Origin of the sequence: Metabacillus indicus (assembly GCF_046603695.1) — a bacterium.
GTDB lineage: Bacteria > Bacillota > Bacilli > Bacillales > Bacillaceae > Bacillus_P > Bacillus_P indicus.
This window is the reverse complement of sequence record NZ_CP176757.1, coordinates 1,361,246-1,385,456: the sequence shown is the minus strand read 5'-3', so window position 1 is coordinate 1,385,456 and position 24,211 is coordinate 1,361,246. Positions and strand designations below refer to the sequence as shown.

The following is a 24,211-nucleotide window of genomic DNA, read 5'->3' as shown; positions in this document are numbered from 1 at the left end:
TATAGCAGTTTCTTTTATCCTTTATATAGAAAAAACCGATATTCCGCACGGAACATCGGTTTATCAATGACAATTAATTTTGTGTTCAGTATGCAATCATAGCAATTCCGTGCGGCTTTAGCTTAATGGATGGTCCATTCACTTTTTCACCTGTCAGCACACATTGTCCGCCTGCAGCGTTCTCCGGCAGCTCCGCTTCTGCATCTCGGTCTGTTCCGTTTAGAACAAACAATATGGTTTGTTCTTCATATGTCTTTGTGTACATGACAACCTCATCCTCTGCTGCCGCTTCCATGAACTGAATCCGCCCTTTGCTCCCGAATGCAGGATTCGTTTTCCGGAGCGAAATCAGCTGTCTAATAAAGCTGAGCAGTTCGGTATCCTGCTCCTCCTCGTCCCAGACCATGCATTTTCTGCAGCCCGGATCCATTGCCCCCGTCAGGCCGATTTCATCTCCGTAGTAGATGCACGGTGCTCCCGGTGAAGATAAAAGAAACGTAAAGAGCTGCTTCACTTTGTCCGTGCTCTCTCCGCAGACGGTCGCGATGCGCGGCGTATCATGGCTGCCGAGCAGGTTAAAGGCAACTGCTGATATTTGCTCAGGATACATGAGCAAAGCTTCAGATGTACGGTTGATAAACTCGCTAGCCGTTACTTTCCCTTCAGCGAAATATTCAATCGCAACACTTGTATAAGGATAGTTCATGACCGCATCAAACTGATCTCCCTGAAGCCACGGCATGGCGTCATGCCAAACTTCACCAAGGATATAGACCTCTGGATCAATGGCCTTGATCTCTTTTCTGAATTCTCTCCAGAAATCATGGGACACTTCATTTGCAACATCAAGTCTCCACCCGTCGATGCCAAATTCCTTCACCCAGTACCGGCCAACTTCAAGAAGGTATTCTCTTACTTCAGGATTGCCCGTTCTCAGTTTCGGCATATTTTCAGAGAAACCGAACGTTTCATACTGCACCTTTCCATCTTTTTTCAGAGGAAAGCTGTTAATGTGGAACCAGTCCTTGTATTTGGAATGCTCTCCATTTACAAAGACATCCTGAAAAGGCGGGAATTCATAGCCGGAATGATTGAATACTGCATCAAGCATGACTTTAATTCCATTTTCATGACAGATGTCAACAAGACGCTTAAACGTTTCTTTATCTCCAAACTGCGGATCAATCTCCATATAATCGATCGTGTCGTATTTGTGATTCGAGAAAGCTTTAAAAATCGGTGTAAAATAGATGCCCGTTACACCCAGCTTAACGAGGTAATCAATGTTTTGTATGACGCCTTCAAAATCACCGCCAAATGTGTTTTTGGCAGTGGGCTCCGTGCTTCCCCAAGGCAAAGCTCCTTCAGGATTCAGCGCTTCGTCGCCATTTGCAAATCGTTCAGGAAAAATTTGATACCAGACTGTATCTTTAACCCATGAAGGAGCAGAAAAAATGTCTTCTTCATTAAGATAAGGGAAAGTAAAATAGCCGCCGGTATGTTCAGGTTTCTTTTGAATAAAACCTCCCTCTGTGTAAATCAGCTTTTCGCCGCCGGCAATGATTTCAAAGCCGTATTTCAGCCGTTTGTGCGGAGGCTTTAAAGCGATTGTCCAGATATCAAACAGTTCTGTCTTACCAAGCAGCGTCATTTCAGCATGCTCTTCTGATTTCCATTTCCACACGCCGTCTTTGTCCTGGTCCCATGTAAATGGATCTCCCCATATCAGGCGCACACTTTCTGCCTCATTTTTCTTAACCTGCAAGCGGATATGCAAAGTGTCTTTATCGTAAGCATAAGCAAAATTGTTTTTTGGACGGTGATAAACTGCTTCTTTAGTTAACATTGTAGATTCCCCCAGTAAATAACTTAAACGTTTAAGTTTAGTGAAAAAGAGCAGATTTCACTCTGCTTGAATAGACGTATATTTTTCCAGATGGAGACCGCGGTTGTCTTTCATCAAATCGGACAGAACGTTGAACGCGGCGGCTGCCTTCGTTTCTTTAAATTCGACGCAGTTCACTCCTGCCGGCAGAATGGAAGGACAGCCGGATGTGCATATGACAGTGTCCTTCTCGATGTTTCTGTGCCTGCTTATTGAAGAAGCAAGAAATTCATTGAGAATGACTGCAGGCTGGTCCTTCTTTTTGTCCAAGAACGCAAGAAGGTCTTTCTCACCGGAAGTGATATGAATATCATCCTTGTGAAAACCCGAATCCTTCATTATTCTTTCCGTGATTCCTGCATTGTGATAGGCTTCCATAATTAAAACGGCAGGTTCAGGTGATTTCTTTCTCGCAGCCTGAAATGCATCCTGATAATCAAAGATGACTTTATAAAAGAGATCATCATCAATGACGCTGTCGACTATGACCAGCGGAACCCCTGATGGAACGGTGGTTGAGATGCTGTAGAAGAAGTCCTCCTTTACATCAACAAGAATAACCCCGTCAAGTTTCCGTTCCGCAATAATTTCAAGATTCGGCTTTTCAACATCGATACTTGAAAGCAGAACATGATACCCTTGTTTAGTCAGAAGTTTTTCCAGTTCAAAGAGAAATTCTGCCTGATGGGACCGTTTCCATACCCCTTCATCAGCTCCCCTGTTCAATAGAATGCCGACAAGGCCTGTTTTTTGTTTCACGAGCGATCTTGCTGCAAGATTTGGAACATAGTTCAGCTTCTTGGCTATTTCAAGCACCCGTTCTTTTGTATCTGATGGAATGGTCTGGTTTTGGGCGCCGTTCAGCACATAACTGACCGTCGCAACAGATACACCTGCTTCTGCCGCAATATCTTTCATTGTTGCTTTTTTCATTGTTTCACCATTTTCACTTAATCGTTTAAGTTAATTATAAAGCATCATTTAAGCAATGTCCAGCTGATCTTCTTCTGAGAACAAAAAACCGGCTGGAGTGCAGCCGGTTTTGTCCATTATGCCTGAAGTCTTTTTTCAGAAGCTACCTGTAAATCCGGTTCCGCTTTAACCACATATGTATCTGCCATCATATCGTGCAGGGCCCGTTTTCTGTCCGTAAATGCAGCCATGATGTAGCCAATATAAAAAATACTGCTTACTATGTATCCGAGGTATCTAATCCACGATTGACCCATGGAAATTTTTCCGCCGGTATCGTTAACGACTTTTAGACCCAGCATCTTTTTTCCAAGCGTTCCCTGAAAAGAGGTTGCAGGCATCATTCCAAAATACAGGATTGTACCTATTAATAGTGCAAGGGTTAGAAACCCTAAAATTCCAGGAATGAGTCCCTCTCTTACTCCCGATACCAATAAAAAAATACTAGGCAAAATTAACACGCTGTTCGTTATCAGCCCATCGATCGTTGCGGCGGCAAACCGAATCCAGAATCCTGCAGGTCTTTGTTCATTCATAAAATCAATCCTCTTTCATGTTTATTTTCTTGAATCTGGAAATCTTTTACCCTTTTTTACCATTATTAAAACTGACTATTTTCCTATAAATTCAAAAAAAAATAACAGCTGCGTGAAGCAGCTGTTTCAACTATACCGTTCTTAAGATGGGCATTGTACAGCATCTGAACGAACCTCCCGATTTTATAATTTCTGAGATGTCCACTTCGATGACATTAAAACCCTTTTCCCTGAGCTTGCTGTTTACTTCCTTGTTGACTGGAAGGCTGATAACGGTTCTGTTTCCGATAGAAAGGACATTTGTTCCCATTGTAAATTGTTCGGATTCATTTATTTCGATCAGCGTGTATCTATTCTTAAGCATGGCAAGTTCTTTCTCTTCAAAAGCCGGTTTATATACGAGCGCTTCTTTTTCTGAAAGAACATTAAACACACAGTCAAGATGGAGATATTTTTCTTTAAAAGGCACCGGTATCACCTGGAACGCCGGCGCTTCCGCCTGAAGTTTTTCGATGGCGCTCATGCACGTTCTGCCGCTTACGCCTGCGAAAATGGTTGTGCAGTCTATGATCACATCACCGCCTTCAATCCGGTGGTCATTAAGGCTGACCATTGGATATCCCTGAACATCCAGCCATTCTCTGAGCACCGTCTCCTCACCTTTTCTGATATCCTGGCCCATTTCGGAAACAAAGACCGTCTTTCCGATTGTAAAGCCTATATCTCTAGTAAAAACCTGCTCTGGATACCGCTCATCAGGTTGAAGCTTTATCACTTCTGCTCCGTTTTCAGTTAAAGCACGGACAAATTGGCGGTGCTGCTCTGCTGCAAGCTTCCCGTTAATATTTTCATTGGCATAATGCCTTTGTGTTTCGTTAATGACTTCAGTAATCCTCATATAGTGAGGTTCACAAACCAGCACCCTCTTTAAAGAATCATATTCACTGAAGCAAGCTAATGTTTCTTCCGGTTTTCTGATGGCTGTCAAATGAATTCCCCCATAAAAAGTATGCTTTTATGAGATTATTCCCTATTCCTGCAAAATATTAAACTACCTTGTTATAAAATCTTACGCCTATTTTCGCAAACTGGACTGTTAGGAATTGTCAACCAACCCAATATGTTATATAGTCTTATAGGTTAAACTAATTTTTTCCTAATGAGGAAGGTACATGAAACCAGAAAATGAAATGGAAGCTCTGAAAAAAGAAAATCAGATGTTAAGAGAACTTCTTGCCGAATGGCCCGCCGCCTTTACGTATGTGAATCCTGAGCACGAACTTTCAGTCAGCAAGACACAGAAGGATGGCCATCCCGTAATCCGTGCGCTTACATATGAAGAGAAGCAGGCTCACACTAACCAGCGAATCTATTTATCTGCATCTGAATCCGGTTCTTTTTTGCAGACAGAAGAATTCTTATCCGATATTTTTGACCTCGTTGCCCATCATATCGTCTTCATCGACGAATCGGGCATCATTACATTATGCAATCTTCAGGCAGCCAAAGATCACGGCGTTGACAGAGATACAATCATAGGAAAACATTTGCGCGAGCTCGTCCAGATTCCTGATGAGCAGCTGCTGACCCTCGAAACTGCCCGTACTGGCATTGAGTTCGTAGACAGGGAAGTGCTTGATAAAAATTACGGCATCCTGAACACGCGCATTCTTCGGGACTCAGATGGAACGATTATGCGCGTCATAGGCACCTTTTACTTTTTGAATGCCATTAAAGAAGCAGAAAAGCAGGCAATCGCAGGAAGGATTGCAGCCGGCATTGCCCATGAAATCCGCAACCCCCTTACAACGGTGCGGGGATTTTTGCAGGTGCTGAAGGAATCTGCTGATCCGGATACAAAAGCGCTGTTTCAGTCTGTGCTAATTCCAGAAATCGACCGCGCCAATAAAATCATTACCGATTTTCTAAGTATCGCAAAGCCTGCAGAGATCAGGTCTGAAACGTTTAAAATAGCTGACTTTCTGGAAGTTCACCTCGGTAGAATTTTGAAAAGTGAAGCTCTATTGTATGGGGTTGAAGTTGAAATTGTCATTGATTCACAGGCTAGAGAAGCGGCAGTTCTCGGAAATAAAGATGAACTGCTTCAAGTTTTTCTCAACCTGTTTCAAAACTCGTTTCAGGCTAAAAAGAAAGAGCCGCTCATCATACAACTAACTGCGGCTGTGACCGGTGACCGCCTGCAGGTTGCTTTCAAGGATAACGGCAGCGGGATCATCCCGTCTGCGATCCGTCATATTTTCGATCCTTTCTTCTCAACAAAAGACAGCGGCACAGGCCTTGGACTGTCCGTTTCGAAAAAAATCATTGAGAATCATAAGGGAACAATGTCAGCAGAAAGCGATGAAAACGGAACGGTTTTCTATATGGAATTTCCTTTGGTGACAGGCAAGTTCTCTTCATAAAAAAACAACCGGCAGCTGGGTAACAGCTGCCGGTTGTTTTTTGTATGGGATCATTTTGATTACTGATAGTGTCAATACCGGTACACCATTCATTTGGTATAGTTCAGTCAATCATGGTACCGTGCTCTAACGATAAGTGCCATCAAACCAGGTTTTCCACCCCTTGATGGTTCCAAACTCCGTGATAAGTGCTATCAAATCAGATTTCCCTGCGTTTGATGGTTCCTATCTCACCGATAAGTGCCATCAAACCAGATTTCCCGCCGCTTGATGGTTCCTATCTCACCGATAAGTGCCATCAAATCAGATTCTCCGCCGTTTGATGGTTCCTATCTCACCGATAAGTGACATCAAATCAGATTTCCCGCCGTTTGATGGTTCCTATCTCACGGATAAGTGACATCAAATCAGATTCTCCGCCGCTTGATGGTTCCAATCTCACCGATAAGTCCCATCAAATCAGATTTTCACACCGCTTGACGGTTCCTATCAGAACTCATCAGCCCTTCCCGACCAGCAGCTTCTCATAAATCAGCTTTCCAACTTCACTAATTGTTTTTCTTCCCCATTCTTTCTGTTCGAGCTGATCAATCATTACAGCAGCATACACCGTTGTATCTCTGTACTTTATGATCGCGCAGTCGTGCTCAATTCCGGGGAGTTCGCCTGTTTTGTTACCTGCGTAAATTAGGTCTTTATCCATGTTATAAGGAAGTTTATCAGTAAACTGCTGTTTTTGCAGGATGGCAAGCATCTTCTGTCTGCTATCTTCAGAGACAAAATCACCCTCGTTAATAGCCTGAAGGCATCTCACCATATCTGCCGGTGATGTGAAATTATCCATTCCAGATTGGATGGCATCAAGGTCCATCATTTTCCGGTTAAGCTTCGTATCGACAAGGCCGAGACCCTCAATAGTTTCATTGATTTTAGTCATGCCGATTTTTTCAATCACCCAATTGGTCGCGGCATTGTCAGAAACAGTGATCATAAGTGTTAAAAGATCCTGTACTGATAAGACGGCATCCTCTGATAAAGCCTGAAGGACACCGGCACCGCCGGTTTTTTCAACATCACGCAGCTTCACCTTTTCATTCAAATCCAGATTTCCCTTTTCAGCAAGCCTGAATGCTGTGAGAAGAATCGGCAGCTTAATCAGGCTTGCAGATGAGAAAACATCACTGCTTCCGGCTTCGAGCCATTCACCGTTCCACGAGAAACATGCACCCGCCCGTCCAGGACAACTCGATAAAATGTCAGCTGCATTCTTTACGAAATCGTTCATTTTTTTGCAGCTGCAATCTGCTCTGAGCCGCTGCTGCCGACTATGCCGGCATCATATAAATGGCAGGCAACGTAGTGATTTTCTTCCACTTCCCGAAACTCCGGTTTTTTGACAGAACATGCTTCCATCGCATAGGCGCAGCGTGTTCTGAAGACACATCCGCTTGGAGGATTCATTGGACTCGGCAGTTCTCCCTGAAGAATAATCCTCTCCCGCTTATCTTCAACATCAGGGTCCGGTATCGGGATAGCCGTCAGGAGTGCCTGTGTATATGGATGAAGCGGCTTTTTATAAAGGCTGCTGCTTTCCGTAAGCTCGACCATCTGCCCAAGATACATTACCCCAATGCGGTCGCTGATTTGTTTCACCATGGACAAATCATGCGCGATGAATACATATGTCAGTCCTTTTTCCTTTTGCAGGCGTTTCATCAAATTGACGACTTGAGCCTGGACGGAAACATCCAGTGCTGAAATCGGCTCGTCCGCAATGATCAGCTGGGGATCAAGGGCGAGGGCTCTCGCGATTCCGATCCGCTGTCGTTGGCCTCCGCTGAATTCGTGCGGATAGCGGTTGGCATGATCCCGGTTCAGGCCAACATCCTCGAGGAGCTGATACACTTTTTCTGTTCGCCCTTTTTTGCTGCCGTACATCCCGTGAACTTCCATCGGTTCAGAAATAATCTCAAGAACGGTGGACCTTGGATTCAGAGATGCATACGGATCCTGAAAAATCATTTGCATTTGGCGGTAAAAGGAAAACTTCTCTTTTCCTTTGAGCTGATGGATGTTTTTTCCGTTAAAAATAACTTCTCCATCTGTTTGATCGTAAAGTCCGAGAATAGTTCTTCCGGCTGTTGATTTGCCGCACCCTGACTCACCTACGATCCCGAATGTTTCTCCTTTTTTCACTGAAAAGGTAATTCCGTCTACCGCTTTCAGCGTTGCCCCTTTGCCAAGATGAAAATGTTTTTTCAGATTGCGCACTTCAAGCAAATTCTCCACTGTTATCCCTCCGTCTTCTGAAAGTAGCGTCTGGCTGCACATAGTTCTTTCTCGTAAATCGTTCCTGCCATTTCAAGTATCTCTATTGTTTTTCCTGTGTTAGGAGAGTGCAGAAGTTTTCCATCTCCATAATAGATCCCGACATGATGCAGGCTGCCTTTTCCTTCTTCATAGGCAAAAAACAGCAAATCCCCAGGCTCAAGCTGATGGAGTTCAACCTTCTCTCCTGATGCTGCCTGATCATGGGCATCGCGGGGAATGATATACCCGTTTGCTTTGCACATCGTATAGCTGAATCCTGAACAGTCAAACCCAAAACTGCTCATTCCCCCCCAAAGATATGGAAGGCCGAGAAATCGCTCGCCATCTTTTACAATATCTGCACCGTTTCCTTTAGGGATCTCATCAAACGAACCGGAAATGGATACATCTTCTGCTTTCAGCAGGCAGGTGCCAAGTGGCGTATTGACACTGATCCAATCAGTGTCTTCCTTTTCAACCGGCAGAATCGTCTGGAAGCTCAGCTCAAATAAAGGGGATTTTTCTTTAGAGAACAGCATCGTCTTCTTGCTTTGCACAACGGCGATCGGTCCGGTGCTCTCCTCTTCCCCTGCGGCAATTTGGGCGAGCGGCATCCATCCCGGATATCCGCGGTCATCTTTTGAAGAAGCCTGACTCGGCACGATGACGTGCGCGAAGCCATCTTCTTCTTCAAGGATCAGAACCTCTTCTCCAAAAAGTGCCTGCGTCTGAATCCGGTTTTCATCACATAGCGCAAGTCTTGTTTCATGCGTCAGCTCGTTCAGCCAGCCATCAAGGTCGGCCGGATTTGACACGGCTTTTTCATCCAGTTCCCTCGGTGAGTTCTTATCTGTCCAGATGGTTGCTGCTGCAACTGTTACTCTTCCTTTTTTTCCTGTCATATCGAGAGGGCCTCCCCGTCATTTATCCATACATCTGTAATGCCAAGTCCATTTCCTTTTGAAAAAGTCATATGTCTGCCGTCATATTTGACTCCGCCTTCTACGATTTCTTTAGCAAGCATCAGAGGAGCGTCAAAATCAAAGCGGGTAATGTTTTTCTTTGCTGCGGCAAAATGGGCAGCAGCGGTTATGCCGACTTTCGTTTCGATCATGCTGCCGGCCATGCATTCCACCCCGCATACTTCTGCAAACCGGCTGATCATTGATGCCTGATAGATTCCGCCTGCTTTCATGAGCTTTATGTTGATCATGTCCGCACTTCGCGTTTTCAGCACGTCAAATGCCTGTTTTGGAGTAAACACGCTTTCATCCGCCATAATCGGTGTTTCCACGGCATCTGTCACTTGTTTAAGACCTTCGATATCATGTGCCTTAACCGGCTGCTCCACAAGTTCGACATCAAGCCCCATATCCTCCATTTTCTGAATAACCTTCACAGCTTCTTTCGGCTTCCATCCTTGGTTGGCATCAAGGCGGATCTTAATATCCTGGCCAACCCTGCTGCGAATTTCCTTCACTCTTGCAAGGTCGAGACTGCTGTCGCCGAGACCCACTTTAATTTTCAGAACATTGAAGCCCTTTTGGACGTACGAAACAGCATCCTCGCCCATTTCCTGCACATCATTTACACTCACTGTAAAATCGGTTTCAAGCTCCTGCCTGTATCCGCCGAGATATTGATAGAGAGGAAGCTTGCTGTATTTTGCAAGACAGTCATAAAGAGCGATATCCACTGCTGCTTTTGCACTGGAATTACCCGCAAGAACCGTTTGAATGCCCTGGAAAATACCTTCATAGTTTACTAGATCTTTTCCGATTAAAAATGGTTTGAGAACGTGATGGATGGCGCCTTCAATACTGCTTGTGCTGTCACCTGTAATGACGTGGGTAGGGGGTGCTTCACCCCACCCGGTTATACCTTCTGAACAAGTCATTTTCACAAGAACAGTTTCGGCAGTCACAACCGTTCTGAGCGCAGTTTTAAAAGGCTTGATAAGAGGCACCGCTGCTTTGAATGTTTCGATTCTTTCAATTTTCATCATCATCAGACTCCTGAGATTCCGCTTTGGATGGTTAAGGTTTTTGTTTTTGTATTCATGACAGCTTTCGTTCCGAGCGGCACAGCAATATTGGGACTGCAGTGTCCGATTTTGAACCCTTTCATGGCAGGTTTGCCTGACAGTGCAACATAGTGAGCCAGCACTTCATCAAGCGGAATAGAGCGTTTCCGTTTTTGAGGAACGCAATTATGAAAGTCTGCCACGACAATGCCTGCTGCCTCTGTCAGCTTGCCTGCTGAATAAAGCTGGTTCATCATCCGGTCAATCGCATAAGGCTCTTCATCAATATCCTCGATCAAAAGCAGTTTTCCGGCAGCATCAATTTCAAAAGGCGTTCCGAGTGAGCTTGCAAGCAGGGAAAGATTTCCCCCAACAAGCTCCCCGTCGGCCTCTCCTTCTGTCATGATCTCAAGAGGAGAAATCGATTCGTCATATGTGATGCCGCTGCCGTCAAACAGCTGCTGAAAATAGGATTCTGTCAGCGGCAAAACGCCTTTTTCTTCTCCGAAATCAGAACTCAGCATCGGTCCGTGGAAGGTGACAAGGCCGGTATTTTGCCTGATGGCTGTATGTAAAAACGTAATATCACTGTATCCCCAGAAGATTTTAGGATTCTTCTTTATAAGCTCATAGTCTATAAGAGATGCCATTCTAGCCGTTCCAAATCCGCCGCATGCACAAATGATCGCTTGGATGCCCTCGTCTGCAAACATGCTGTTCACGTCTGCTGCCCGGTCTTCATCTCTTCCTGCAAGATAGCCGTACTCGTCCTGAGCGTGCTTTCCAAACTGGTAAGACAGACCGTTTTTTTCAAGGAATGAGAGAGAGCGTTTCAGGTTTTCTTTATTCGGGGGACTTGCCGGGGAAATAATTCCGACCGTGTCTCCTTTTTTTAACGCTTGAGCTTTAATCATCGTTCATTCTCCTTTATAGACAAAAGGGGTGTTCGTATGAACACCCCTTCTGCACAGCTTACTTCTTATCTGCCCATTTCAGTTCAAGGTATCCGACAGGGTGACGGACGATGCCTGATACATCTTCATTTTGAAGGTACACTTGGTTGTAGAAATGAATTGGAATGATTGGTGCCTCGTCAAATAAGATCTTTTCAGCTTTGTAAAGCATTTCAAAGCGTTTTGTTTCATCTGACTCATTTTTTGAGTCCTTGATAAGCTTATCGTATTCAGCGTTTGTCCAGCCTGTGCGGTTCATGCTGTGGCCAGTCTGGAAGTTCTCAAGGAAGTTCACAGGATCTGCATAGTCAGCAAGGAACGAGCTGCGTGACAATTGGAATTTAAGTGCTTTTTGGTCTGTTGCAAATACGTTTGCTTCAAGATTTGCAAGCTTCACGTCCACGCCGAGATTTTCTTTGAACATTTGCTGCAGAGCTTCTGCGATCTTTTTGTGTGTGTCATCTGTGCTGTACGTTAGGGTTACTTCAGGAAGTGTTTCATAGCCTTCTTCCTTCATGCCTTTTTCTAAAAGTGCTTTTGCCTCAGCTGCGTCCGTTTTGACAAGGTCGCCGCTGACTTCACGGAAATCTTTTCCTGAAGGATCTTTAAATCCTGGAGATACAAAGCCGTAAGCTGCTGTTTCCTGGTTTTTCGTCACAAAATCAACGATTTGTTTTTGGTCAACCGCCATAGCAAAAGCTTTGCGGATGTTTTGGTTTTGGAACGGCTCAAGAGTGACGTTCATGCGGTAGAAGTAATCTCCCGCCTGTTCTTCAACATTTGCTTTTCCTTCTTCAAAAAGAGTATCCGCAAGGTCAGCAGGTACGTCAGACGTATCTAGCTCACCAGTTTGGTAAAGCTGGTATTCTGTGTTTGTATCTTCTACAATTGCCCAGTGAACGCCGTCAAGCTTCACGTTTTTTGCATCCCAGTACTGATCGTTTTTCTTCATGACAAATTCTTTATCATGCTCCCACGACTCAAGTGTGAAAGGTCCGTTGCTTACAAATGAATCGGCTTCTGCAAACCACTCAGGATTTTCTGTTGCCACTTTCTCATTTACCGGGAAAAAGGCAGGATTTGCAATAACGCTAAGGAAATAAGCCTGCGGGCTGATTAATGTCACTTCAAATTTTTTCTCGTCCACTGCTTTTACTTTTACATCGTCTGCTGATCCAGTTCCGCTGTTATAAGCTTCTCCGCCTTCAATGAAGTAACCGAGGAAAGCTGCACCAGATCCAGTTTCAGGGTTTAGTAGACGCTTCCAGGCAAAAACGAAATCATTTGCTGTCAAATCGTCGCCATTTGACCATTTAGCGTCTTCGCGAATGTGGAATGTGTATGTTTTGCCATCTTCCGACACATCCCATTTTTCAGCGATTGCCGCTTCAGGCTCGTGGTCTTTGCCAAGACGGGTAAGACCTTCCATAAGGTTGTTCAGCGCATTCCAGGAAACCGCATCAAATCCGATTACCGGATCAAAGGATGTAGGTTCAGCCCCATTGTTTAAATGCAAAATCTTCTCTTCGTCTTTTTCTTTTTTGCCTGTTTCTTTTCCTGCACTCTCATTAGCTGTACATGCTGCAAGCACAAATACAAGCATGGCCGTCAGGAACATTGCCAACCACTTTTTCATAATCTTCCCCCTCTTATTGTTTGATTTATATATGTTATTTCATTGATGCTGCGGCTAAAGCCCGGCTGTCCTGCAGCCAGCAGTCTACGTGGTGCTCTTTGCTCAGGGCTGAAGTATATGGATAAACCCTGTCGCAAACCTCCATTGCATGCTCGCATCTTGCAGAAAACGGGCATCCCTGCGGAGGCGAAAACAGATCAGGAGGGGAACCCGCAATCGGGATTAGCTCTTCCCCTTCGATATCAAGTCTCGGTATCGAGCGGAGAAGCCCTTTAGTGTACGGGTGCTGCGGCTGATAGAAGATTTCTCTTCTTGAGCCTGCTTCCACCACTTTACCTGCATACATGACCGCCACTCTGTCAGCGACTTGGGCAACGACTCCCAAGTCGTGCGTGATCAGGATAATGGAGACACCCGTTTTTTCCTGAATGTCCCTGAACAGATCAAGAATTTGGGCCTGGATGGTGACATCAAGGGCTGTTGTCGGCTCGTCTGCGATCAGAACCTCAGGTTCGCACACAAGAGCCATCGCAATGACGATCCGCTGTCTCATCCCTCCGCTGAACTGATGAGGATATTGCTTAAGTCGGCTTTCAGGACTTGGAATGCCGACAAGGTTCATCATCTCAAGCGCTTTTTTCTTTGCTTCGCTCTTAGACATGCTCTCATGCTGCATGATTCCTTCCATAATCTGATCGCCGATTGTCAGCGTGGGATTCAGTGCTGTCATCGGATCCTGAAAAATCATGGAGATATCTGCGCCCCTGATTTTCCGGAGGTCTTTTTCCTTCAGCTTTGTCAGATCCTTCCCCTTAAAGAGAATGGAGCCTGAATCAATGCTGCCTGGAGGTTCGGGAATCAGGCGCATAATGCTTTGGGATGTCACGCTTTTTCCGCAGCCAGATTCCCCGACGATGGCAAGAGTCTCTCCTTTTCGGAGGTCAAATGTTACTCCGCGGACAGCTTTTACAGTGCCTCCATACGTCTGGAACGAAACATGGAGATCATTTACTTCAAATACTTTCGTCATGCTGCTACCTCCTTAGCTTTGGATCAAGCGCATCCTGCAGTCCGTCTCCAAGCACGTTAAACGCAAACATAGTCAGGGAGATGCACAGGGCAGGAAAAAAGAGGCGCCACCAATGTCCAGTTAAAATTGTCGAGAGGGCATCACTTGCCATAACGCCCCAGCTCGCAAACGGAGCCTGAATGCCGAGACCGAGAAAGCTTAAAAATGCTTCTGCGAAAATGGCAGACGGGACAGTAAGCGTGATTTGAACGATGATTGGACCCATCGTATTCGGAAGCAGGTTTTTCCTGATGATCCTGCTTGTTTTTGTGCCGAACGATTTTGAAGCATGGACAAACTCATAGTTTTTGATTTGCAGGACCTGTCCGCGCACGATCCGTGCCATGCCGATCCATCCTGTCACTGTAAGCGCCACGATGATGGTGAAAAGACCCGGGCCCATCACAACCATCAGGAGAATGACGACAAGAAGGTACGGAAGCCCGTAAAGAACTTCGACCACGCGCATCATGTAATGATCTGTTTTTCCGCCTTTATAGCCTGCAATCCCGCCGTACAGAACACCGATTGCAAAATCAATCAGAGCAGCAATGGCCGCTACAAAAAGGGAGATTCTTGCCCCGTACCACGTTCTTGTAAAAACATCGCGGCCAAGCTCGTCTGTACCGAACCAGTATTTCGCAGACGGAGGCAGGTTTTGATCTGTCAGCACCTGGGTTCTGACGGAGTGAGGTGAAATCAATGGGCCGAAAATCGCCATTAATGTGATAAAAATTAAAAAGATAAGGCCTGTCATTGCCAGTTTATTTTTCCGGAGCCTTCTCCAGGCATCGTGCCAGTAGGAGAGACTCGGTCTTACAACCGCTTCTGCTGCTTTGCTGTCTTTGCCTTTAGGGGCAAACCACGCATCAGGAATATCCCGGGACAGATGCGGATCGTGCTGTTTGTTCAGTTCCATTATCGTCCCTCCCGTTTTGACACTTGAATTCTCGGATCAAGAATTCCGTACGCAATGTCTACTAAAAACAGCATCACGATCAAGATGGTGCTGTAAAAGACTGTCGTTCCCATAATAACGGGATAGTCTCTCGTTCCGATGCTTTCAATGAAATATTTTCCCATACCCGGTATCGCAAAGATTTTTTCAATAACGAATGTTCCTGTCAAAATGCTTGCTGCGAGCGTTCCAAGGACAGTTACAACCGGCAAAAGCGCATTTCTTAAGGCATGTTTGAAAACGATTTTGACTGGCGAAAGCCCTTTGGCCCGAGCTGTTCTTATGTAGTCCTGAGTGAGCACTTCAAGCATGCTTGAGCGCGTCAGACGGGCAATAATCGCCATTGGTCCAGTTGCAAGCGCAAGGGTCGGCAAAATCATATGCAGCGGGCTTGACCACGTCGCAGCAGGAAGGATGTTCCAGTTGACCGCAAAGTTTTGAATAAGCAGTGTGGCCATAATGAAGTTTGGAACAGAAATTCCAAGCACCGCTACGGTCATGGCAAGATAATCAATAAATCCGTTATGCCGCAATGCCGCAATCACGCCGAGAGCAATTCCCGAAATAACGGCAACTGTCAAGGTGACGATTCCAAGCTCAAACGACACCGGGAAACCGCGCCCAAGAAGCTCGTTAACTGTCTGTGACGACTTTTTAATCGAAGGACCAAAATCAAATGTGACAAGCGACTTCATGTACATCGCATATTGAACCGGAAGCGGTTCATCAAGATGATAGAAAGCTTCAAGATTACGCTGGACAGCTTCGCTCGTCCCTCTCTCTTCGTTAAAAGGAGAACCCGGGATTGTATGCATCAGAACAAACGTCAGAGTAATAATCAGCCAGATTGTCAAAATCATAGAAATCAGGCGTTTTATAAAGTATGTATTCATGCTATCCCACTTCCTAACAGAATGTCGTTCTCATAGCCAGTTCCGTCATCACAAGCATCGCGCGGTAGGCTTCGAGAATGTCCCTTGCCTGGAACGTGACAATCGTGGTGTTTTCTTTGTGCTCTGTTCCCGGCATGAGCGCTGCCCATTCAGCCTGTCCATAGTTGGCAAATTCAATGGCCATGAGCGGTCGGTCTGGAGGAGTGAGCGGTTTTACATGTTCTTTATTCTTAATGGCAAGTGCCGTCTTCTCTTTTATCAGCTGCTGTGCTTTTGAAGGAGTAAGAGATTTAACGACTGATCGTGAAATCGTCTCCTTTACGACGGCAGTCGTGACGTTCGGGATAAGAGCCTCCGCTTCCATAGCTGCCTGGTCATCTCCTGCAACCATAATGACCGGAACTCCGTGATAGCCTGCAACATAGGCGTTAAATCCCAGTTCACCGACGGCCACATCATTGATCCAGATTTCTCTCACACCGAAAATCATTGTATGTGACATGACCCCTTTTTTTGAAGCACGTGCATGATAGCCTGTGAAAACAGCTCCGCTGAAACTGCCGTCGAGGCCCTGAACCATGCTGTACGGCTTTACATCACCCGTGATCAGCTGCGTATCAGGATGCAGGTTTTCAATCAGGAGGTTGTTCATTTTCGAGTGGCTGTCATTAACAACGACTTCATTCGCCCCCGCTTCAAACGCCGCTTCTATGACAGCATTCGCTTCCTCTGTCATGATTTTCCGGCCTCTTTCATAGTTGAGCTTAGATGAATTCACATGTGTCTCATCAGCGAGTCCAGTGATTCCTTCCATGTCAACTGAGACATATACCTTCACCTGTATTCCCCCTGTTTTTATTTCTAATTTTCTTAAAATTATAAATTAAAAATCATTACTTTACAATAACATTTACATAAACATGCATAAATACGAATGAACTTCCTTGTTCTCCCATAGTCAATAAGACCTAATTTATTCCTGTTTTACTAGATTCAAACATGAATACCATCCTATTTCCTCTCCTCTTTGATAGAGTAAAAGAATGAGTTTAAGAGCTGTTTCAAAAAACAATAATGTTCAAAAAAAGAGAAAGAATCCTTGATAATAAAGGAACTCTTTCTCTTTTTCACAGGATTGGCATTTGTTTTCAAGACGGCTCTTTCCCTTTTTCCCATCAGCTTACTTTGGATTATCAGCTTATTGTTTCGGCAGCCGAAAAACAGTCATTTAGACTCCCCGGCTGTTTTCTTTGCATAAATTTCGGCTGCCTAATGATCTTCCCCGTCCCTGATCAGCTTGAACGTTCCAGAGCCTTTTGCAAGCAGCTTTCCCTCTGAATCTCTTATCTCACCTTCCATAAAAGCAGTCTTATATCCGAGCTGAAGAATCTTTCCTTCCGCATAGATTTCTCCTCCCGTGCTCGGTGCCAGGTACTGGATGCTGGAATTGATGGTGGCACACCTTGTTTTGGACACAGATCTGAGAAGCATCCCCTGTACATAATCAAGCATGGTGGCATGTACGCCGCCGTGCAGTGTGCCGTTTGCATTCAGGACATACTCTTTCATCTGGAGCTTAATTTTCACTTCATTTTCCTCAAAGTGCACGATGTCGATTCCCATGTGCTGAAAAAAAGGACTTTCCTCAAAGCTCCGCCTTATTTCTTTCACATCCATTGCCGTTGCCATTAAAAGCCACCCCTTCTATCTGGACGTAAACTGCGGCTTTCTTTTTTCTAAGAAAGCTGCCGTTCCCTCATTTTTGTCCTCTGTGGAAAACAGGACGGCCTGTGCGAGCTTCTCAATAAGAAGACCCGTTCTCTGATCGGCATCAAATCCTGCATGTACAGCAAGTTTGGCAAGCTTTACAGCAAGCGGCCCTTTCGATAAAATTTCCTTTGCCGTTTCTTCTGTTCTAGCCTGCAGCTGTCCGCTTTCTGCCACCTCAGACACTAAGCCGATGCGATAGGCTTCGTTTGCATCAATGATTTTCCCTCTCAGAATCATGTTCATCGCGGGCCCTTTTCCAATCAGTCTTGCAAGCCGCTGCGTCCCGCCGGCACTCGGGATAATGGAGAGATTCAGTTCGGGCAATCCGAACTTTGCAAGTTCAGAGGCAATGCGGATGTCACAAGCCATAGCAAGCTCGCAGCCTCCTCCTAATGCAAATCCATTGACCATGGCAATCGTCGGCTTTTCATATGTCTCTATGTAGTCGTATACCTGCTGCATCCCACCAGGATTAAAGACATCCAGAGCAGTCCGTGTTTTTAGCTGGCCAATATCAGCTCCGGCGGCAAATGATTTCTCGCCGCTCCCTGAAAAGATGATGCAGCCTGTTTCATCGTCTTTTGCCAGTTCCTGAAGAGCCTCGGTCATTTCATCAAGTGTTTCTTTATTTAATGCATTTCTGCGTTCAGGACGGTTAATGATCAAATAGGCAAGCTGCCCTGATTTTTTCACTTCAATATTTGCAAAAGCATTCATTTATTTCAGCCCCTTGTTTTCAGCAATTTAAAATCTCCGTGTCCAATAGCTGCCAATGTCTGATTTGATTTGTATACCCAGCCTTCTGCAGATGCTATCCCGTCCCTGGAGCAGATAACCTTAGCTGTACAAGTGAAAAATGGAGCAGGTGTCGGGTCTATGATCGTTGAACTCAGAACGATGGTTGCAGTGGGAGCTGCTCCTGCGAGTGATGCTGCAGTCCCCATGGCAATATCAAGCAGTGTGTAAAACACACCGGACCCAACCGTATCCTCATCAAGCAGATGCTCCCTGCACGTCGCAACCGAAATAACAACAGAGTCTCCTTGATTCTCTTCTCTTTTCATTGATAAATGGCTGAAAAACGAGGAATGCACCATGTCCGGAGCTTTCATTTAAACGAGCTCCAGCATCAGGGCCATTCCCTGTCCGCCGCCGATGCACAGTGTTGAAATTCCTGTCTTTTTGCCGGAACGCTTCATTTCATGCAGCAGAGAGACCGTTATTCTTGCACCAGTAGCCCCAAGCGGATGACCGAGTGCTATCGCTCCCCCGTTTACATTCACTTTCGAAGAATCGAGTCCAAGCTCTCTTATGACGGCCAGAGCCTGGGAAGCAAAGGCTTCATTCACTTCGAATAAATCGATGTCTTCTATGGATTTCCCCGTCCTCTCGAGCAGTTTTCTTACGGCAGGGACGGGTCCGATTCCCATAATTTCCGGGGAAACACCTGCCGCTGCCCAATCTGTGATTCTTGCCATTGGCGTAATTCCAAGCTCTTTGGCTTTACTCTCCCTCATCAGGACAACGGCTGCAGCCCCGTCATTTCTGCCGCACGCATTCCCTGCCGTGACCGTGCCTGATTTGCGGAAAGCGGGCTTTAGCTGTGACAGCTTTTCATAGGTTGATTCCGGACGGGGGTGTTCATCTGTCTTGAATGTAACCGGGCCTTTTTTATTCGGCACTTCAACAGGTGCAATCTCCTCTTCAAAAAGCTGCTGATGAACCGCTCTCGCTGTTCTCTGCTGGCTTTCAATTGCAAAAGCATCCTGATCTTCCCTTGAAACGCCATACTTTTCGGCTACATTTTCAGCTGTTATTCCCATTCCGAGGTGCTCGCCATAGATCTCTTTAGGCTGCTGGCCATTTTCTTTGTTTGAATCAACAAGTACAGCTGCATCCCCGCCAAAGCGTGATCCCCGTAAATAAATGGGAGCCTGGCTCATGTTTTCGGTTCCGCCGGCAATTACAATCTCGGCTTGGCCTGACATGATCTGCTGAACTCCTGATGCGATGGCCTGCATGCCGGATGCGCAGAGGCGGTTGATGGAAAAGGCGGGTGAAGTTTCAGGAATCCCCGCACGGAGCGCTGCTACCCTGGCAACATTTGAAGCCATTGTTGTTTGCCTGACTTCGCCTAAAATGACTTCATCCACCTGTTCGGGCGTAATCCCCGCGCGGACAATGGATTCCTGAATGACCCTGGTCGCGAGCATGCTTGCCTCTACGTCTTTAAGCGTTCCCCCGTAGCGCCCAATCGCTGTCCGGACAGCACTTGCAATAATAATTGAATCCATACCCATCATCCTTTCTAATGTTGCTGATACTGCTTTTTCAGTTGGCCTGCAATGATGTTCTTCTGAATTTCGGACGTGCCTTCATAAATTCTTGTGATTCTTGCGTCACGGAAAAAACGTTCAATCGGATAATCCGCAATGTACCCGATCCCTCCGTGCACTTGAACCGCCTTGTCTGCGATTCTGTTGTAAACCTCTGACCCAAACAGCTTCAGCATGGCTGCTTCTTTTATGACCTTCATGCCTTCATCGACCATCCAGGCGACCCTGTAGGTAAAAGAACGCAAAGCCTCAATTTCCATGGCCATCTCCGCAATCATGTGAGAAACGGCCTGATGCTCAAAAATCGGAACATCAAATTGCACTCTGTCCTTTGCATAAAGCATGGAAAGATCGAGCAGTTTTTGACATGAACCAAGATTCCTCGCAGCAAGCCCCGCTCTTCCATTGGCCAGAATCTTCAGGGCATTCACATACCCCTGCCCTTCCTCACCGAGAACATTTTCGGCAGGAACCTCACAATCCTCCATGATAATTTCAGCCGAATGAGACCCGCGAAGGCCCATTTTCTTTTCAACAGCTCCTACTTGGAAGCCGGGAAAATCTTTTTCCACAATAAAGGAGGTGATTCCCTTCGGACCTTTGGCTGGATCCGTAACAGCCATAACCGTAAAAACACCTGCTTCCGTCGCGTTTGTAATGTAATGCTTCGTCCCGTTCAGGATGTATTTATCGCCTCTTCTTACAGCTGTTGTTTTCAGGTTTGTCGCGTTTGATCCGGCGCTCGGCTCAGTCAGTGCAAATGCTCCGATTTGCTCTCCGGCAGCCATTTGCGGGAGATATTTTTGTTTCTGCCCTTCATTTCCCATTTCCACAATACCAACGGTACCGATTCCTGTATGAGCGCCAATCAGCGTAGTGTACCCGTTATGTGTAGCTCCGATTTCTTCGTACAGAGCACACTTTCCAACCATTCCGATGCCAAGGCCGCCGTATTCTTCGGGAATACTTAAACCAAATAGTCCGAGCTCTTTTGACATGGCAATAATCCGTTCAGGGATTGCATTCGATTCTTCAATTTCCATTGCAGCAGCTTCAACCTCTGTTTGAACAAAGTCCCGGACACCCCGCTTTAACAGCAGAATATCCTCATCCAATTGAAAGTTCATATGCATGGCCTCCTAGCTGTAAGTATAAAAACCGCGTCCGCTTTTCTTTCCGAGCCATCCGGCTTTCACGTATTTCACAAGAATCGGACAGGGGCGGAATTTTTCACCGAGTGTCCGATGCAGATATTCCATGTTGCGAAGCCTTGTATCAAGTCCCACCAAATCGGCTAATTCCAGAGGCCCCATAGGGTGATTTAATCCGAGCTTCATGGCTTTATCGATGTCTTCTGCAGATCCGACACCCTCCATAAGCATCGTCATCGCCTCATTGCCGATCAGGCAATTCATCCGGCTGACCGCAAAACCCGGGTATTCATTGATTCTCACGCATTCTTTTCCAAGCTTTTCGCCGAAATGAAAGCAGCTTTCAACCGTTTCATCTGATGTTTCGAGACCGCATATGATTTCAATCAGCTTCATTTTAGGGACAGGGTTGAAAAAGTGCAGGGCAATACACTGCTTCGGTCTGCCTGTCTGCGCGGCAATTTCAGTCGGGCTCATGGTTGATGTATTCGTCGCAAGAATGGCTGAAGGCTTTGCATATCGGTCAAGCTCTTTAAACACGCTGATTTTAAGATCCATTACTTCAAGAACGGCTTCTATGATTAAGTCGGCGTCCGCAGCAGCTGATTTCAGGTCAGTTGTAAATTCAAGGTTTGCGTTCTCTATGCTTAATCCGGCTTTTGCGGCTTGCTTGCTGATATAAGAGCGCGCTGTTTCCAAAGATTGTTCTGATATGTCCTGTATGGTCACTTCATAGCCTGCAGCAGCACATGCATAAGCAATTCCCCGCCCCATTGTACCTGCACCGATCACACTGATTTTTTTCACCCTATCCCTCCACAGCGGCCTTTTCATACGTATAGAAGCCTTTTCCGGTCTTCCGGCCGAGTTCTCCGTTCTGTACTTTTTCACGGACTATCTTTGCAGGCATGTCGCGTTCGTCCCCGCTCTCTTCATAGCGCTGCATGCGGACAAAGTAATTGACGTCAATACCGGTCAGGTCCATCAGGGCAAAAGGACCAATCGGATGATTCAGCGCTTTTGTGCACACAAGATCAATTTCTTCGTGAGAGGCATAACCGTTTTCAAGCAGAAAGACAGCTTCATCCATGAGCTTGCCTAATATGCGGTTGGCTATAAAACCAGAAATCTCTTTTTTCAGCAAAACAGGAGTCTTTTTAATCGTTTTAACAAATTCCATGGCTGTATTAGCTGTTTCTTCTGACGTGTGCGGCCCTTTTACGACTTCTACAAGCTCCATGACAAGGGCTGGGTTAAAAAAGTGAATGTTGCAGACTTTGTCAGGGTGGCTGGTCGCATCAGCAAGTTTCGAGCTTACGATCGTTGAGCTGTTTGTAGCCAAAATAGCATGAGGATGCGTGAGCTCATCCAGCTGCCTGAACAGTTCTCTTTTCACATCCAGCTTTTCAACAATGGCCTCAATGACAAGGTCGGCATCCCTTACATCTTCCAAGCTTGAGGTAAATAAAATTCTGCTGAATGCAGCATCCGTTTCTTCAGCTGTATACCTCCCCTTTTTCACCCGCTTATCCATCTGCTGCTGAAGAAAATCTTTTGCTTTCGCCAAACTTTCTCCGCTCACATCCTGAAGCGTTACAGGATAGCCTGAAAGTGCACACACCATGGCAATCTGCGATCCCATTGTTCCTGAACCAATAACAGCAATCTCATGAATCTTCATTTCTATTCTCCCCTTTCTTACTCTCTTCTTTAATCAGCAGGCGCTTCAACAGTTTTCCCACTGTGTTTCTCGGGAGGCTTTCCCTTACTTCAAACTGCTTCGGCACTTTATAAGGCGTCAGCTTTGTATAGCAATATCCTTTTAATTCCTCTGCATCTATCAGTCTTCCATCTTTAGGAACAACGTAAGCTTTGACTCTCTCCCCGTGCTCTTCATCAGGCAGCCCTACTACTGCAGCTTCTTTTACATCCGGATGCTCATAAAGGACACCCTCAATTTCCTGCGGATAAATATTAAATCCCCCAAGAATGATCATTTCCTTTTTCCTCCCGACGATGTAAAAGTAGCCTTCTTCATCCATCGTCGCAAGATCTCCCGTATACAGCCAGCCGTTTTGAAGAGCTGCATGTGTTTCGCTTTCATTTTTCCAGTAGCCCTTCATAATCTGGGGTCCCTTAATCAGCAGCTCCCCTACGCTTTTTGGACCGAGCTCTCTGTTGTCTTCATCAACAATCATGCAGTCTGTCAGGGGAACAGGAATGCCGATGCTGCCTATTTTCCTCTTTCCAAAAGGCGGATTGCGGTGGGTGGAAGGGGAAGCTTCAGAAAGACCGAACCCTTCTCCGATTCTTGTGCCTGTCAGCTTTTCAAAGCGCTGAATGATTTCCACCGGGAGCGGTGCAGATCCTGAGGAACACAACTTTAAGCAATGGAGCTTCGCTTCCTCAATTTGGGGATGATTGACAAACGCAATGTACATCTTTGGAACACCGGGAAAAAAAGTCGGTCTGTACACTTTGATTTTTTCCAGAACATCATCAATCTCAAATTTTCGGAAAAGCAGAAGCCTTCCGCCTATGAAAATGCCAAGATTCATCCCGCTTGTCATCGCGTAAACATGGTAGAGAGGCGTTGCAATGAGTACGGTTTCCTCTCCTTGAATCATAGAGTCGCCATACATCAGGTAGCTTTGATAGACATTTGCGGTCAGGTTGTAGTGAGTGAGCATGGCGCCTTTCATTTTTCCGGTTGTCCCGCCTGTGTACTGAATCACCGCCACATCTTCCGCTGCATCAATTTCTTCCGGCTGATGGAGAGGCTTCCCGGATTCAATCAAGTGATCAAGACTGGAAAATGAATCGTCCTGCCCGTCCGGCTGAGAACCAAATGTATAAGAGAAAGTGAAGATATCACTGATTTTCCTGATGGTTTCTCTTCCCGCTTTATCTGCGACGATAGCGGTCACTTCCGCGTCCATCACAATCTGAAGAAGCTCCCGGGCCGTATACATCGGATTAATCTGAACCACAACAAGACCAAGTGCATGTGCGGCATAGTACGAAACAACATAATCAGGGTGATTGGCTAGCATCAGGCCAATACGGTTCCCTTTTACAAGGCCCAGTTCCCTCCAGGCTCCTGCCAGCCTGTCAACCCGGTCCTTAAGCTCCAAATAGGACGTCTCTTCTCCTTCAAACAAAATGGCCGTCTGATTTCCGTATCTCTCTGCTGTATTCTGCAGCATCATGTAGAGAGATTGCTCAGGCAGATGGACATCCCTGTGCTGGTAAAAAGAGTTCCAGGGCCGTTCTATTCCTTTTTTCACAATGCATAC

23 protein-coding genes are annotated in these 24,211 nt (G+C 45.9%); 1 reads left to right on the top strand and 22 read right to left on the bottom strand.

The features are described from left to right. Positions 1 to 85 precede the first annotated feature (85 nt). The 4 genes from ACK1LH_RS06880 to ACK1LH_RS06865 all read right to left on the bottom strand — a co-directional run bounded on the left by ACK1LH_RS06880 (position 86) and on the right by ACK1LH_RS06865 (position 4,387). A complete protein-coding gene (locus ACK1LH_RS06880; protein ID WP_411334845.1) occupies positions 86 to 1,846 on the bottom strand; it encodes a glycoside hydrolase family 13 protein in 1,761 nt (586 codons plus the stop codon). A 57-nt stretch (positions 1,847 to 1,903) separates the two neighbouring features. Continuing rightward, complete coding sequence (locus tag ACK1LH_RS06875) at positions 1,904 to 2,818, bottom strand: LacI family DNA-binding transcriptional regulator (RefSeq protein ID WP_411334844.1); 915 nt, start codon at positions 2,816 to 2,818, stop codon at positions 1,904 to 1,906. A gap of 116 nt (positions 2,819 to 2,934) precedes the next feature. Beyond that, a complete protein-coding gene (locus ACK1LH_RS06870; protein ID WP_051827027.1) occupies positions 2,935 to 3,393 on the bottom strand; it encodes an RDD family protein in 459 nt (152 codons plus the stop codon). A gap of 130 nt (positions 3,394 to 3,523) precedes the next feature. Next, positions 3,524 to 4,387, bottom strand: coding sequence for a dimethylarginine dimethylaminohydrolase family protein (locus ACK1LH_RS06865; RefSeq protein ID WP_411335075.1), 864 nt, complete (start codon positions 4,385 to 4,387; stop codon positions 3,524 to 3,526). Positions 4,388 to 4,565: 178 nt separating this feature from the next. Between ACK1LH_RS06865 and ACK1LH_RS06860 the strand changes: the two genes are divergently transcribed. Further along, a complete protein-coding gene (locus ACK1LH_RS06860) occupies positions 4,566 to 5,816 on the top strand; it encodes an ATP-binding protein (protein ID WP_029281999.1) in 1,251 nt (416 codons plus the stop codon). A gap of 499 nt (positions 5,817 to 6,315) precedes the next feature. Here the strand turns inward: ACK1LH_RS06860 and ACK1LH_RS06855 are convergent, their stop codons facing one another. The 18 genes from ACK1LH_RS06855 to ACK1LH_RS06770 all read right to left on the bottom strand — a co-directional run bounded on the left by ACK1LH_RS06855 (position 6,316) and on the right by ACK1LH_RS06770 (position 24,202). Next, the gene (locus tag ACK1LH_RS06855) at positions 6,316 to 7,101 is read right to left on the bottom strand and encodes a serine hydrolase (protein ID WP_051865101.1); all 786 of its coding nucleotides are present in this window, start codon (positions 7,099 to 7,101) and stop codon (positions 6,316 to 6,318) included. After that, complete coding sequence (locus ACK1LH_RS06850; RefSeq protein ID WP_029282003.1) at positions 7,098 to 8,111, bottom strand: ABC transporter ATP-binding protein; 1,014 nt, start codon at positions 8,109 to 8,111, stop codon at positions 7,098 to 7,100. Before ACK1LH_RS06850 ends, ACK1LH_RS06855 begins: the two co-directional genes overlap by 4 nt. Then, positions 8,108 to 9,028, bottom strand: coding sequence for a C40 family peptidase (locus ACK1LH_RS06845; RefSeq protein ID WP_029565365.1), 921 nt, complete (start codon positions 9,026 to 9,028; stop codon positions 8,108 to 8,110). Before ACK1LH_RS06845 ends, ACK1LH_RS06850 begins: the two co-directional genes overlap by 4 nt. Further along, positions 9,025 to 10,128 carry a dipeptide epimerase gene (locus tag ACK1LH_RS06840; RefSeq protein WP_411335074.1) on the bottom strand — a complete coding sequence of 368 codons (1,104 nt, stop codon included), beginning with the start codon at positions 10,126 to 10,128 and terminating at the stop codon, positions 9,025 to 9,027. The genes ACK1LH_RS06845 and ACK1LH_RS06840 overlap by 4 nt, the downstream gene beginning before the upstream one ends. A 5-nt stretch (positions 10,129 to 10,133) precedes the next feature. Continuing rightward, positions 10,134 to 11,063 carry an LD-carboxypeptidase gene (locus ACK1LH_RS06835; RefSeq protein ID WP_029565363.1) on the bottom strand — a complete coding sequence of 310 codons (930 nt, stop codon included), beginning with the start codon at positions 11,061 to 11,063 and terminating at the stop codon, positions 10,134 to 10,136. 58 nt (positions 11,064 to 11,121) lie between these two features. Further along, the gene (locus ACK1LH_RS06830; RefSeq protein WP_029565362.1) at positions 11,122 to 12,738 is read right to left on the bottom strand and encodes a peptide ABC transporter substrate-binding protein; all 1,617 of its coding nucleotides are present in this window, start codon (positions 12,736 to 12,738) and stop codon (positions 11,122 to 11,124) included. 34 nt (positions 12,739 to 12,772) lie between these two features. Further along, positions 12,773 to 13,768: an ABC transporter ATP-binding protein gene (locus ACK1LH_RS06825; protein ID WP_411334843.1), complete on the bottom strand. Its 996-nt coding sequence runs from the start codon at positions 13,766 to 13,768 to the stop codon at positions 12,773 to 12,775. A gap of 4 nt (positions 13,769 to 13,772) precedes the next feature. Then, positions 13,773 to 14,726 (bottom strand): ABC transporter permease, encoded by a 954-nt coding sequence (locus tag ACK1LH_RS06820; protein WP_029282015.1) that lies wholly within the window; start codon positions 14,724 to 14,726, stop codon positions 13,773 to 13,775. Continuing rightward, positions 14,726 to 15,658, bottom strand: a complete 933-nt coding sequence (locus tag ACK1LH_RS06815) for an ABC transporter permease (protein WP_029565360.1) — start codon at positions 15,656 to 15,658, stop codon at positions 14,726 to 14,728. The genes ACK1LH_RS06820 and ACK1LH_RS06815 overlap by 1 nt, the downstream gene beginning before the upstream one ends. A gap of 13 nt (positions 15,659 to 15,671) precedes the next feature. After that, positions 15,672 to 16,496 carry a M55 family metallopeptidase gene (locus tag ACK1LH_RS06810; protein WP_029565359.1) on the bottom strand — a complete coding sequence of 275 codons (825 nt, stop codon included), beginning with the start codon at positions 16,494 to 16,496 and terminating at the stop codon, positions 15,672 to 15,674. Positions 16,497 to 16,927: 431 nt separating this feature from the next. Further along, on the bottom strand, positions 16,928 to 17,347 hold the full coding sequence (locus tag ACK1LH_RS06805) for a PaaI family thioesterase (RefSeq protein ID WP_320156117.1): 420 nt from the start codon (positions 17,345 to 17,347) through the stop codon (positions 16,928 to 16,930). A gap of 15 nt (positions 17,348 to 17,362) precedes the next feature. After that, entirely contained in the window at positions 17,363 to 18,145 is a 783-nt protein-coding gene (locus ACK1LH_RS06800) for an enoyl-CoA hydratase/isomerase family protein (RefSeq protein ID WP_029282023.1), read from the bottom strand. Positions 18,146 to 18,150: 5 nt separating this feature from the next. Next, entirely contained in the window at positions 18,151 to 18,540 is a 390-nt protein-coding gene (locus ACK1LH_RS06795; protein ID WP_029282025.1) for a PaaI family thioesterase, read from the bottom strand. Further along, a complete protein-coding gene (locus ACK1LH_RS06790; RefSeq protein WP_411334841.1) occupies positions 18,541 to 19,722 on the bottom strand; it encodes a thiolase family protein in 1,182 nt (393 codons plus the stop codon). A gap of 14 nt (positions 19,723 to 19,736) precedes the next feature. Continuing rightward, a complete protein-coding gene (locus tag ACK1LH_RS06785) occupies positions 19,737 to 20,891 on the bottom strand; it encodes an acyl-CoA dehydrogenase family protein (RefSeq protein WP_411334840.1) in 1,155 nt (384 codons plus the stop codon). Between the two features lie 12 nt (positions 20,892 to 20,903). Beyond that, on the bottom strand, positions 20,904 to 21,722 hold the full coding sequence (locus tag ACK1LH_RS06780) for a 3-hydroxyacyl-CoA dehydrogenase family protein (RefSeq protein WP_029282031.1): 819 nt from the start codon (positions 21,720 to 21,722) through the stop codon (positions 20,904 to 20,906). Between the two features lies 1 nt (position 21,723). Beyond that, positions 21,724 to 22,596 (bottom strand): 3-hydroxyacyl-CoA dehydrogenase family protein, encoded by an 873-nt coding sequence (locus tag ACK1LH_RS06775; RefSeq protein ID WP_411334839.1) that lies wholly within the window; start codon positions 22,594 to 22,596, stop codon positions 21,724 to 21,726. Next, positions 22,583 to 24,202 (bottom strand): long-chain-fatty-acid--CoA ligase, encoded by a 1,620-nt coding sequence (locus ACK1LH_RS06770; protein ID WP_411334838.1) that lies wholly within the window; start codon positions 24,200 to 24,202, stop codon positions 22,583 to 22,585. The genes ACK1LH_RS06775 and ACK1LH_RS06770 overlap by 14 nt, the downstream gene beginning before the upstream one ends. Positions 24,203 to 24,211 lie beyond the last annotated feature (9 nt).